The sequence below is a fragment of the Lelliottia nimipressuralis genome, from assembly GCF_004115925.1.
Lineage (GTDB): Bacteria > Pseudomonadota > Gammaproteobacteria > Enterobacterales > Enterobacteriaceae > Enterobacter > Enterobacter nimipressuralis.
Map to the genome: position 1 here is coordinate 16,601 of NZ_SDDX01000029.1, position 12,619 is coordinate 29,219.

Annotated in this window: 13 protein-coding genes; 6 read left to right on the top strand and 7 right to left on the bottom strand. The window is 49.5% G+C overall.

Annotated features, from left to right (window positions below):
• Window positions 1–22 precede the first annotated feature (22 nt).
• From ETG88_RS20205 to ETG88_RS20220, 4 genes are all read left to right on the top strand, one after another.
• Window positions 23–1,066 carry a LysM peptidoglycan-binding domain-containing protein gene (locus ETG88_RS20205; RefSeq protein ID WP_164971832.1) on the top strand — a complete coding sequence of 348 codons (1,044 nt, stop codon included), beginning with the start codon at window positions 23–25 and terminating at the stop codon, window positions 1,064–1,066.
• The gene (locus ETG88_RS20210) at window positions 1,067–1,654 is read left to right on the top strand and encodes a TIGR02594 family protein (RefSeq protein WP_129036276.1); all 588 of its coding nucleotides are present in this window, start codon (window positions 1,067–1,069) and stop codon (window positions 1,652–1,654) included.
• Window positions 1,651–2,205 (top strand): hypothetical protein, encoded by a 555-nt coding sequence (locus tag ETG88_RS20215; protein ID WP_129036277.1) that lies wholly within the window; start codon window positions 1,651–1,653, stop codon window positions 2,203–2,205. The genes ETG88_RS20210 and ETG88_RS20215 overlap by 4 nt, the downstream gene beginning before the upstream one ends.
• A gap of 547 nt (window positions 2,206–2,752) precedes the next feature.
• Window positions 2,753–3,307: a hypothetical protein gene (locus ETG88_RS20220; protein ID WP_129036278.1), complete on the top strand. Its 555-nt coding sequence runs from the start codon at window positions 2,753–2,755 to the stop codon at window positions 3,305–3,307.
• 154 nt (window positions 3,308–3,461) lie between these two features.
• On the opposite strand, the gene fur is transcribed toward ETG88_RS20220, so the two are convergent.
• The 4 genes from fur to ybfF form a co-directional block, all read right to left on the bottom strand.
• On the bottom strand, window positions 3,462–3,914 hold the full coding sequence (gene fur / locus ETG88_RS20225; RefSeq protein ID WP_107704033.1) for a ferric iron uptake transcriptional regulator: 453 nt from the start codon (window positions 3,912–3,914) through the stop codon (window positions 3,462–3,464).
• A gap of 294 nt (window positions 3,915–4,208) precedes the next feature.
• Window positions 4,209–4,739: a flavodoxin FldA gene (fldA, locus tag ETG88_RS20235; protein WP_059178645.1), complete on the bottom strand. Its 531-nt coding sequence runs from the start codon at window positions 4,737–4,739 to the stop codon at window positions 4,209–4,211.
• A gap of 157 nt (window positions 4,740–4,896) precedes the next feature.
• Window positions 4,897–5,184, bottom strand: coding sequence for a LexA regulated protein (ybfE, locus tag ETG88_RS20240; RefSeq protein WP_102104162.1), 288 nt, complete (start codon window positions 5,182–5,184; stop codon window positions 4,897–4,899).
• 128 nt (window positions 5,185–5,312) lie between these two features.
• Complete coding sequence (gene ybfF / locus ETG88_RS20245; RefSeq protein WP_129036279.1) at window positions 5,313–6,086, bottom strand: esterase; 774 nt, start codon at window positions 6,084–6,086, stop codon at window positions 5,313–5,315.
• A 183-nt stretch (window positions 6,087–6,269) separates the two neighbouring features.
• Between ybfF and seqA the strand changes: the two genes are divergently transcribed.
• The gene (gene seqA, locus ETG88_RS20250; protein ID WP_100777197.1) at window positions 6,270–6,812 is read left to right on the top strand and encodes a replication initiation negative regulator SeqA; all 543 of its coding nucleotides are present in this window, start codon (window positions 6,270–6,272) and stop codon (window positions 6,810–6,812) included.
• 24 nt (window positions 6,813–6,836) lie between these two features.
• The gene (pgm, locus tag ETG88_RS20255; RefSeq protein WP_129036280.1) at window positions 6,837–8,477 is read left to right on the top strand and encodes a phosphoglucomutase (alpha-D-glucose-1,6-bisphosphate-dependent); all 1,641 of its coding nucleotides are present in this window, start codon (window positions 6,837–6,839) and stop codon (window positions 8,475–8,477) included.
• Between the two features lie 127 nt (window positions 8,478–8,604).
• Here pgm and potE read toward each other — a convergent pair whose 3' ends face one another.
• The 3 genes from potE to speFL form a co-directional block, all read right to left on the bottom strand.
• A complete protein-coding gene (potE, locus tag ETG88_RS20260; protein WP_129036281.1) occupies window positions 8,605–9,921 on the bottom strand; it encodes a putrescine-ornithine antiporter in 1,317 nt (438 codons plus the stop codon).
• Window positions 9,918–12,116, bottom strand: coding sequence for an ornithine decarboxylase SpeF (gene speF / locus ETG88_RS20265; protein WP_129036282.1), 2,199 nt, complete (start codon window positions 12,114–12,116; stop codon window positions 9,918–9,920). Before speF ends, potE begins: the two co-directional genes overlap by 4 nt.
• Window positions 12,117–12,372: 256 nt before the next feature.
• On the bottom strand, window positions 12,373–12,477 hold the full coding sequence (gene speFL, locus ETG88_RS20270) for a leader peptide SpeFL (protein ID WP_106875989.1): 105 nt from the start codon (window positions 12,475–12,477) through the stop codon (window positions 12,373–12,375).
• Window positions 12,478–12,619: the final 142 nt, after the last annotated feature.

A 12,619-nucleotide genomic window follows, 5' to 3' on the forward strand; every position in this document is an offset into this window, starting at 1 on the left:
TTAAATGTGCGTGAGTAAAATCATGAGAAATATAAACGTAAACTATAACAATTCCTCACTAACAGCTGAGTTTATCGCGGATGATGGCACACATTACTTAAGAAGTGGAGGTACTATTTGTTGGCGTTTCTTCAATCCAGGAAATATCAGACCTTCAAGCTCTTCGGTGTGCGATTCATTAAAGATTGGAGAGGGTAAAACCAAAAGCGGGAAGTTTATGATTTTTCCAGATGATGCTACCGGATGGAAAGCGTTGAAGATGCTCCTGAAACTTACCTACAAAGATAAGACACTTAGTAATGTCATTTCCCTGTACTCTCCAGAAGTTGATGGTAATAATCCTATTGAATATACAAAACGAATATCTATGAAAACAGGTATTCAACCTGATGAATATATCAGGGATTTAGATGACGTTAAACTTGAGCGACTTATGGAAGCGATCAAGACTATGGAGGGGTATTATAACAACCAAGAAACACGCCGGGAACGGACCATCCCCACGACTAACATTCTGGTTTCAGATGGGAACACACCTATCGCTAATGAAAAATTAAAGGTAGTAATTGATAATAAGTCCTATGAGTGGTGCACCAATGATAATGGATATCTTCCGCCCATTGCCCATTTACCTGGACGAAGTGCGTTAGATATTTTTTCCACAGGAGCAAACGGAAAAGAAGAAAAAGTATACTCAGCGGTAGCAGGGCCCGCCAGTATAAGCCTACTGCTGATCAAAACGGGACAGGTATTTACTGCAACAACAGGGGCTCATCAGGAAGGGGAGCGGTCAACAGAAGATTATATTGTAAAATCAGGTGATACCTTAAGTAAAATCGCAAGAGAATTTCACACAACGGTAAAACGAATTGCTGATTTAAATAGTATCTCGAATGTAGATGTTATCTCTGTCGGTCAAGAAATAAAATTACCGGGTGGAATCAGTAAACCGCTTGCCGTAAAAAAACAGCCATCTCAGGAACGTCCAAAAAAAATCCCTACCGGGACATCGGATAATGCTTACCCGCAGGCTAATGTCGGGAATGATTCCATTCAGGCACCGTAGATGGAAATCGCTATAAGAGAGGCGAAACAATGGCATGGGACAGGGGAGAGGAATATAGAAGATAATTATCATAAGCTCGCAGGTAGCCATGGTAAATTAACTAATACACCGTGGTGCGCCTCTTTTGTGACTTATTGTTTGGCTGAGGCTAACTATCTCCACGCGCGTGCAAACGCTCAATCATCACAATTTCCAGTAAATGAACCTGCACGATTTTATGAAATTAATGAGCCTGTTTATGGTGCTATTATGGTAATGCGGAATTACTATGATGCAACAAATCGCTTTGCTGGTAGTGGTCATATTTGCTTTGTATATGGTAAAACCGTAACGGGAAATATTGCAGCATTAGGTGGAAATCAAGGGGGAATTGATTTTGGCGGTGGGACAATTAAATTGTCTGATTACACTTTGATAAGTAATACAGCAAGCTTTGATCATAAATATCAGAAATTTTATAACTTCTATTTACCTGTGGGATATCAAAACTATGATAATCTCTTAAGAGAGATCGATGTTGATGAGGAAAACACAAATGTTTTTGATATAGGTATTCATTCTGGAAATAATGAGGGTGGTGGAAGGTGATGACTAGAATTTCAATATTGTTTTTTTTATTAGTATACTTATTTGTTCCTGGCGTATCTATTGCTGGTTCTGCAGGGGGGCTATTTTTATTCATTATGCCAATGGAATCTAACCTTTCTGAAAAAAATGTCATAGACAGTTACTTCAAAAAATACTATGGAGTCGATAATGCATTATCACCAACATGTGATATTACATATCACAATAAAACTGAGCACGCCAGGCCTATGGTTGATGTTTTCTATTTGAAAACCCCAGTGAACGGTATCAATGAAACATTGTTAAGGAAATCAACTGAGAATAACAAAGATAAAAATAAACTAAGGGGTATTCTTAGCAAGTTTAGAGATGACATAGTCTGGAATGGTTTTGATGCGATATTATTTTATAATAAAATTAATGATGTCATTAATTTTTATAGTGTATCTACTATTTATAAAACAATGGATATTCAAAAAAGTTCGATTGCTGCTGCAGATGTCTTAGATGATATGAAATTGGGTCAAGCAATATGTAAGGCTCTCGCTAAACTCCCTACACCAGCACCATAGCAATTCTGCCTACTTTAACTTGTCAATATGTTGGTTATGCCCAGGGTGCTCAGTAAATTCTTAAGCGAATAACCTAATGAGTAGTGACCAATTAATTTTAATGATTTTTAACTGAATGCAGGTGAGTTATTAAGCTTTTTGGAGCGTGAAGAGTGTTTCCAGGGAACGAACCTGCACGATTTTATAAAATTAATGAGTATTTTTGTGCAATTATGATAATGAGAGATTATTGTAAACTTACAAAACAATTTATTAGTAGTGATTATATCACTTTTGTCTAGGGTCAAACTATGTCGGGAAATATTGCAGCACAAGTAGGCTATCAGGGAGAGCGTTAATTTGGCAACGGCACGATAACACTTTCTGAATACCCTACGACTAACAAAAGTGCCAAGTTTGATAATAATTATCAAAGGTTTTATCATTTTTATCTTCCGGAGGGATACGCTGATAAAGTTTCAAACTTGAATGTTATTAATATTGATGATGAAAATTCTAAATTGTTTGGTATTGGTTTAAAACCAGGTGAAAATGAAGGAGATGGTTTGTGATAAATAAAAATATACTTAGGGTTCTTTTATTACTGCTTTTTTTATACTCTAATCTTTCTCTTGGCGGATCGCCAGGAGGCCTTATCTTATATGTTCACCATTTATCTTCTGGATTAAAGTATAAAAAAGAAGTTGATGCATATTTTTATAAACACTATGGGGTGGATAATGAAAATGCACCGTCATGTAGTGAAAATTATGCCAACAGAAATGACGTTTATAGGCCAGCTGTGGATGTCTTTTACCTTAAGAGGAGAGTTGATGAGATAAATGAGACATTAATAGAGAATGCACTTAAAAACAAAAAGGAAAGGCGTAAATTGCGAGGAATTCTCTATAACTTTCGGGGAGAAAAAGTAAACTTTGGGTTTGATGGCATACTTATCTATGGGGAAACTGACGGAATCATCAGTTTTTATGGGGTGTCCTCTTTCTCCAAAAAAAATATAGTGGTTGAGTCATTCCTTTCTGCCAATGATATAACGGATGAAACGAAGTTAGGTTTGGCTTTATGTGGAGTATTTACTCGTCTTCCGGTTCCGGAAACCTAAATATTAAATACTTAAAATAAAAATATATTACAGCGAACAACTTACAGAAGTGTATCTTCCAGGAAGAGATTTAAAGGAAAGTACTGAGTTGTTTTTGATGAAAAAAAACCACCTGTTGATGACAGGTGGTTTTTAACGTTATATGAACCACAAATTATTTATCTGCAGTATCGTGTGCGTGCTCGTTTTCGCGGCAATCGCCTTCAGCACAATGACCATACAGGTACAGGCTATGGTTGGTCAGACGGATGCCATGTCGGGTGGCGATTTCACGTTGACGTGCTTCGATAGAGTCATCGCTGAATTCAATCACCTTGCCACAGTCGAGGCAGATCAGGTGATCGTGATGATGCTGTTGCGTCAGTTCAAAAACGGATTTACCGCCTTCGAAATTATGGCGGGTGACAATCCCGGCGTCATCGAACTGGTTCAGAACGCGGTATACGGTCGCCAGTCCAATCTCTTCGCCCATGTCGATCAGACGTTTGTATAAGTCTTCCGCACTGACGTGATGGTTGTCCGGCCCTTGCAGAACTTCCAGGATTTTTAAACGAGGAAGCGTAACTTTCAGGCCAGCCTTCTTTAATGCGGTATTGTTGTCAGTCATGCGGAATCTGTCCTGTTGCTAAACGATTCACTTCCTTAGAAGAAGTGACAGAAAATGCAGTTGGGATAATGCGTCTCATTATAGAACTGCCATGCCTAAATGAAAACTGCAAGTCTCAAGCAAAGTATGCTTATAAAAACGTGGTATCACCAACAAACTTGTTGGATGGCATCCACTTTAACCCGGGGACATTGTACAGGTATGAACACGAAAGTTAAAAATTTGTAGCAATTATTTTAATCGGTATTATCTATCATTGAGGTGCAACGTAGTCAGTTGCACCTCATCACTGCATTACGCGTTCAGGATATCGTCGAGGTGCAGCTCTTCGCGGATCTGTTTTACCCACTTGTCGACGCGCTCAGCGGTCAGTTCTGGCTGACGGTCTTCGTCGATAGCCAGACCGACAAAGTGGTCGTCATCGGCCAGGCCTTTAGAGGCTTCGAAATGATAACCCGCCGTTGGCCAGTGACCGACGATTGCCGCGCCGCGCGGTTCAATGATGTCGCGGATAGTACCCAGTGCATCACAGAAGTATTCCGCGTAGTCTTCCTGGTCGCCGCAGCCGAAGAGGGCCACGAGCTTACCGTTGAAATCCACTTCTTCCAGCGTCGGGAAGAAATCATCCCAGTCACACTGTGCTTCGCCGTAGTACCAGGTTGGAATGCCAAGCAGCAGAATATCGTAACCTTCGAGATCCTCTTTGCTGCTCTTAGCAATGTCATGTACGTCGGCAACGTCTTTACCAAGCTGTTTTTGAATGTTTTTTGCGATGTTTTCGGTATTACCGGTATCGCTGCCGAAGAAAATGCCGATGATTGCCATGAGTGAAATAACCTCTTGAAACTTAATGGTATGGTGGCGCAAATTGTCCACGGATAAGGGCAATCATAGCAGAACAGGGAAGTCTGCGGAAACAGCTATCACGCGGGACTGCACTCTGTGCTACATGAAAGGGACAATTGAGGGGGTTTTCAGACGATCACCTGGTGCTGCGCCATGCCTGAAGCTGTGCCATCAGCATCTCTTCAATCAGCTCGCTGCGGCTGATCTCGCGGGCATCGGCCAGTTCACTTAAGGCGTCGGCGGCCTCCGCGTTGAGTTTCAGCTCGACGCGTTTAAGCCCACGACTTTTGTCGCGTTTCAGCTGATTGCGCTTATTGATGCGCAACTGTTCATCACGCGAAAGCGGATTGGTTTTTGGTCGTCCCGGTCGACGTTCAGTCGCGAACAGATCTAGTGTCGTGCGGTCCGTTTGTTCTTTGGCCATGATTCAGAGACTTCGGGGAAAACGAGCGGCCCTGCTATTGCCGGGGCGATGAGCGCGACATCATACATCACGGATACCTGCACGCCAACGACTGGTGGCCTGCGGGCAACCGGTCGCTGGCTTTTTAATCAAATCGCTTTATCAGAGAGATAGCGACGGATTGCCCGCAGCACTGCATCCGGTTTTTCAGCGTGAACCCAGTGCCCGGCTCCGGCGATCACATGCGCACGCGCCTGCGGGAATTGTGCCAGCAGCGTATCGCGATAGGCGTCGGTGACGTACGGAGAATTGCCGCCGCGAATAAACAGGGTAGGGTGTGGCCAGGCCGGAACGGTCTGCCAGCCGACAATCTGAGGATACTGATCCCACAGCACCGGCACATTAAACCGCCATGCGCCATCGACGAAAGATTTCAGCAGGAACTGCACCACGCCTTCTTCATCCAAATGTTCACGCATGATGGCTGCGGCCTGCTGGCGTGTAGACACGCCAGCCTCGGTCACGGCATTAATCGCCGCAAAGATCTCGTCGTGGCGGCGCACGTCGTAATCCACCGGGGCGACATCAATCACCACCAGCTGATCGATACGCTCCGGTGCCAGCGCCGTCAGGGCCATCACCGCCTTGCCGCCCATGGAATGGCCAATCAGCGTCGCTTTTTCAATCTGATTCGCATCGAGAGTATCCAGCAGATCCTGGGCCATCGCGCTGTAAGTCATCTCCGGGCTGCGCTCGGAAAGCCCGTGGTTACGCATATCCACCTGCAAAATATCGCGATCGGCCACCAGATCGCGGGCCAGCACGCCCAGATTATCCAGGCTGCCAAAGAGGCCATGAACCAGTACGATGGGAGAATTATTGTTCGGCGATTGTGCAGATTGCGCTCGGCTATTCAATTTCATGGCAAAGTTCTTTTTTTACGTATGTCAGGTTAGGGTATTATGTTGACCATTCTGCCGCCCGGCTGCAAGGTTCCAGTTTAATCTGACTTTTGCCGCCACCCAGGTTTGACCCTATCCGCGGTTGGGATTAGCCCTTATAATCCCAACGACTTGTATTCAGATAAGATATTGCACTGGATTAAGATGAAAACAATCGAAGTTGATGATGAGCTCTATCAGTATATTGCCAGCCACACGCGACATATTGGCGAGAGTGCATCAGACATTTTACGGCGCATGCTGAAATTTTCCGCCGCCTCACAGCCTGCAACTCCGGTTTCTAAAGAGGTTCGTCAGCCAAATGTGGTCGCGGAAGCGAAAACAGTGGCTCCGGTGAAAGACAAAGTCCGCGCGGTGCGTGAACTGCTGCTTTCCGACGAATACGCCGAGCAGAAAAAAGCGGTTAACCGCTTTATGCTGGTGCTGTCTACACTCTATTCACTGGATAACAAAGCGTTTGCTGAAGCCACTGATTCGCTTCATGGCCGTACCCGCGTCTACTTCGCGGGCGACGAACAGACGCTGCTTGCCAACGGCAATCAAACCAAACCTAAACATGTCCCTGGTACGCCGTACTGGGTCATCACCAATACCAACACCGGACGCAAATGCAGCATGGTCGAACACATCATGCAGTCGATGCAATTCCCGGCGGAATTGATTGAAAAGGTTTGCGGTACCATTTAACCCTTGCACAGGAAGGACCAGGCAATGGCAAATCACGATCGTGCGGGTCAGCCTGCACAACAAAGCGATTTGATTAACGTCGCTCAACTCACCGCGCAGTACTACGTACTGAAGCCGGAAGTGGGCAACGCAGAACACGCAGTGAAGTTTGGTACGTCTGGCCACCGCGGCAGCGCGGCGCGCCATAGCTTTAACGAACCGCATATTCTGGCCATTGCTCAGGCCATCGCGGAAGAGCGCGCTAAAAATGGCGTGACCGGTCCGTGCTATGTCGGGAAAGACACCCACGCGCTGTCCGAACCGGCGTTCATTTCCGTGCTGGAAGTTTTGGCAGCGAACGGTGTGGATGTCATCGTGCAGGAAGACAACGGCTTCACCCCGACGCCTGCGGTCTCAAACGCGATTCTGGTGCACAACAAAAAAGGTGGCGCGCAGGCTGACGGTATCGTCATCACCCCTTCGCACAACCCGCCGGACGATGGCGGTATCAAATACAATCCACCCAACGGTGGCCCGGCTGATACCAATGTTACCAAAGTGGTCGAAGACCGCGCCAACGCGCTGCTGGCTGACGGCCTGAAAGGCGTAAAACGCATTTCTCTGGATGCGGCGATGGCTTCCGGTCACGTGAAAGAGCTGAATCTGGTTCAGCCGTTCATCGAAGGGCTGGCCGATATCGTTGATATCGCCGCGATTCAGAAAGCGGGCCTGAAGCTGGGCGTGGATCCGCTCGGTGGTTCCGGTATCGAATACTGGAAGCGCATTGCCGAATTCTACAAGCTGGATCTGACTATCGTTAACGATCAGGTCGATCAGACGTTCCGCTTTATGCACCTCGATAAAGATGGCGCAATCCGCATGGACTGCTCCTCCGAGTGCGCGATGGCGGGTCTGCTGGCCCTGCGCGATAAGTTCGATCTGGCCTTTGCCAACGACCCGGACTATGACCGCCACGGTATCGTTACTCCTGCGGGCCTGATGAATCCGAACCACTACCTGGCTGTGGCGATTAACTATCTGTTCCAGCATCGCCCGCAGTGGGGTAAAGAGGTGGCTGTCGGTAAAACGCTGGTCTCTTCCGCGATGATTGACCGCGTGGTGAATGATTTAGGCCGCAAGCTGGTGGAAGTGCCAGTGGGCTTCAAATGGTTCGTTGACGGTCTGCACGACGGCAGCTTTGGTTTTGGCGGCGAAGAGAGCGCGGGTGCATCCTTCCTGCGTTTCGACGGTACGCCGTGGTCGACGGACAAAGACGGGATCATCATGTGCCTGCTGGCCGCGGAAATCACCGCCGTCACCGGCAAAAACCCGCAGGAACACTACAACGAGCTGGCGGCTCGCTTTGGTGCGCCAAGCTACAACCGTATTCAGGCCGGTGCGACCTCCGCACAGAAAGCCGCGCTGTCTAAGCTCTCTCCAGAGATGGTGAGCGCTAACACGCTGGCAGGCGACCCGATCACCGCACGTCTGACGGCGGCACCCGGTAACGGTGCGTCAATCGGCGGTCTGAAAGTGATGACAGATAACGGCTGGTTCGCCGCGCGTCCGTCCGGTACGGAAGATGCGTACAAAATCTACTGCGAAAGCTTCCTCGGCGACGAACACCGTAAGCTGATCGAAAAAGAAGCGGTTGAGATTGTGAGTGAAGTGCTGAAGAACGCGTAAGTCTGCGGTCTGATACCCTCAGCCGACAGGCGTGAGGGAAACATTAAAAACGGCAACCTCGGTTGCCGTTTTGCTTTTACCTCGCAGGCCCGGTGGGCAGTAATGCCCCCGGGCTTTTTTGTCGCTCTTAGCTGTGCTTATTTTTCAGTTCAAATCTTGGCGATACCAGACCGTACAACGTCCAGCCCATAAACGTCACCATCGCCCCGTACAGCATCGCTTCCTGGCCGGAAGAGTAGAGCGCATAGAAGCTGTATATCGCCCCAACCAGCGCCACGAAATTCGCAATCTTTGCTTTGCGGGGATCGACATTCGCCATTTTCTGAATAATCACCAGGGCGGCCATCGACAGAATATACGGAATAATGTTGGTCACCACCGCCAGGTTCACCAGCACGTTGAACTGGCTGTTCAGCGACGGGCTAATGGTCATCAGCGACAACCCACTCTGGAAAATAACAATCGCCAGCATCCCCTGAATCGGTGCGTCGGACTTGCTGACGCGGGAGAAGATTTTCGGGAAATATCCGGAGTCGGCAGAGGATTTAAACACCTGCGCAATGGTGAACTGCCAGCCGAGCAGCGAACCGCAGCAGGACATCACCATCAGGCCCATGATCACTTTCCCGACTTCCGGCGTGAACATCTGCGCAAACGCCAGGCCAAACGGCGCGGTCGAATTTGCCAGATCCATGTTCGGCACAATCCCGGCAATCACGTTGGTGGAGACGATGTAAATCACCGCAGCCCCCAGCGTCCCGCCCAGTACCGCGATCGGCACGTTGCGTTCCGGGTTTTCCACCACCTCGGCGTTCGCACAGGCCGATTCCAGCCCAAGGAAAGCCCACAGCGTCATGGCGATTGAGGAACCGACCGCCGCGAAGAACGGCACGTGGTGCGGGTTCCAGGAGTTGGCGTACAGCGTCGGACTAAACCAGAACCAGCCGATAATGCACAGACCTACCACCGGGATGATCACCCCCCAGACGGTGATACTGCTGATCTGCCCGGTGATGCGCGCGCCGCCGAAGTTAGCGACGGTACACAGCCACAGCACGCCGATGGTCGCGATACCGATCTGCACCGGGCTCAGGACGACGCCGAACAGCTCGGTGCCGTACCCGACCGCCGAAATCGCAATCGCGACGTTAGCGATCAGCAGCGACACACCGTAGGTATAGTTGGCCATAAAGTTGCCCGACTTGCCGAAGGCATACTCCGCGTAACCGCCCATCCCGCCGGACTTACGGCTGAACATCCCGCATTTGGCGAAAGCCCACGCCAGCGCCATCGAGCCAACGGCGGTCACCAGCCAGGAGATAATTGAGATGGTACCGACTTCGGCGAGTTTGGTCGGGAGCATAATAATCCCCGAGCCCATCATATTGACCATGGTCAGGACGGTGAGCTGCACCACGCCCATCTTGTTGGATTTTTTAGTCATAGTGTTTCCCCTTTCAGCAGCGCGGGCTGGGTGGCTGGCTGCTTAATCACGTAACAGCGAACCTGTTTGCGCCCGTCGCACTCTTCGACGTACACACCCTGGAGTTCCGGCGCGAAGCCCGGCAGAAGGTTAATCCCTTCTTCCAGCGCCGTGAAATAGCGCAGAACCGCGTCGCCCCAGACTTCACCCGGCACCACGCACAGCACGCCCGGTGGGTAAGGGAGCGCGCCTTCCGCGGCAATACGGCCTTCTGCATCGCGAAGAGGGACCAGCTCCACTTCGCCGCGCAGATAGGCGTAGTTCGCCGCCTGCGGGTTCATTTTCACTTGCGGGAAATGCGCCTTGCGGAACATCTCTTTTTGCAGCTGTTTCACGTTGTGACGGGCGTAAAGGTCATGCATCTCCTGGCAAATCTGGCGCAGAGAGTAACCGGCGTAGCGCTCAGGATGCTGCTTGTAGAGGGACGGCAGCACCTCTTTCAGCGGCGCATCGCTTTCCAGCAGCTTCTCGAAACGCACCAGTTGAGCGATCAGTTGCTGCAACTTGCCCATGTCTTCGGCAGGCGTGAGCAGGAACAGGATGGAGTTGAGATCGCATTTTTCCGGGACGATGCCGTTTTCACGCAGGAAGTTAGCGAGGATGGTAGCCGGTACGCCGAAATCGTCGTATTCCCCGGTACGGGCGTTGATGCCGGGCGTGGTCAGCAGGAGTTTGCACGGATCGATAAAATACTGATGCTCAGCGTAACCTTCGAAGGCATGCCAGTTTTCACCCGGTACAAAATGGAAGAAGCGCAGATCCGTGGAGATCTCTGCCGTCGGCCAGCTTTCCCACGGCTTGCCATCTACCGTTTCAGGCACAAACGGGCGGATGAACTGGCAGTTTTGCAGGATCAGCTTGCGCGCTTCGATTCCGTTCACCACGCAGTCCATCCACATGTTGCGTCCGCTCTGGCCCTCATGCATGCGGGCGTTAATGTCCAGCGCGGCAAACAGCGGATAGAACGGGCTGGTGGAGGCGTGCATCATGAAAGCGTTGTTCAGACGTTTGTGTGGAACGTAGCGCTGCTGGCCTTTGATATGGCTGTCTTTTTTGTGGATCTGCGAAGTCTGAGAGAAGCCTGCCTGCTGTTTATGCACCGACTGAGTGACCAGAATCCCCGGATCGTTCTCATTCAGCTCCAGCAGCAGCGGGGAACAATCCGCCATCATGGGAATAAACTGCTCGTAGCCGACCCACGCCGAGTCAAACAGGATGTAGTCGCACAGATGACCAATCTTATCGACCACCTGACGGGCGTTGTAGATGGTGCCATCGTAGGTGCCGAGCTGAATGACTGCCAGGCGGAACGGACGCTGATCGCGCATCCGGCCCGGAGCCACTTCGGCCACCAGTTCGCGCAGATAATTCTCTTCGAAGCAATGGGCGTCAATCCCGCCGATAAAGCCGTACGGGTTGCGAGCGGTTTCCAGATAGACCGGCGTTGCACCGGCCTGCAGCAGCGCGCCGTGATGGTTAGATTTATGGTTGTTACGGTCAAACAGTACCAGATCGCCCGGCGTCAGCAGAGCGTTCAGCACCACTTTGTTGGACGACGATGTGCCGTTCAGCACGAAGTAGGTCTTATCGGCGTTGAACACTTTCGCCGCATGTTTTTGTGCCGTACAGGGCGCACCTTCGTGAATGAGCAGATCGCCCATCGCCACGTCGGCATTGCACAGGTCAGAGCGGAACAGCGTCTCGCCAAAGAAATCGACAAACTGATTACCGGCAGGGTGACGGCGGAAGAACTGACCGCCCTGATGCCCTGGGCAATCAAAGGCGCTGTTACCCTGTTTGACATAATCTACCAGCGCGCGGAAGAACGGCGGGCGCAGCTGAGTTTCATACTTCAGCGCGGCGGCTTCCAGCTGGCGTCCGTAGAAATCGTTGCTGGTGTCGTTGCACTCAAATACGCCGTGAATGCGTGGTAAATATTCGGCCGGAACCATCTCTTCTTTGTGCGTCGCGATAAATACCGGGATTCCAAAACCGGTGGCGTCTATTTCTTCAATGGTGCCATTAAAAATATCGCCGACGGCCAGTACTACGGCTGCCACATCAATATAATCGGTCGCACTGGCGTCGACCATTTCCCGAGTGGTGGTGAAGCAGTCCGGGCAAGCGCGGCTGGCAGCGATTTTTAGCATTTTCATATTTGTCTCTTTATTTTAGGCAATATTTGTCCTACGACTTCGTATAAATAAGAAATCGAAATAGTCCGGAAAAAAAAGCAAAGAGGAGCCGCTGATAAAAAATCAGTGAATTGCTTTTTGATGAGTTAAATCCCAGGCCGTCCGGAAACGGAATAGACAGGATTTAAGGAAAAGGAGCGCAGCGCCCACAGGCAAATGCCTGTAAGTCAGGGTGTTTCAGGAGAACCTGTAAGCAGACGCGCCCTGGGTCGAAGGACTACCGGGCGTTGAAGAAGTGAAAGTCAAAGCTATTGCGGTGGGCGAACATCATAATATGCGTTGTTCGCCTTATATGCGGCATTAAACGATTATTGTTTTCCATGACTGTTTTTCCTTTCAGTAATTGAAAGCAAGGCCATTTTATCCATGAAAAGGCAGCAAACCGTGAAGAAGATCACCAATAACCGATCAAATCAGAAATAAATATTCGTTTTGCGTGAATAGAGTAGTGCATAACGCTGTTT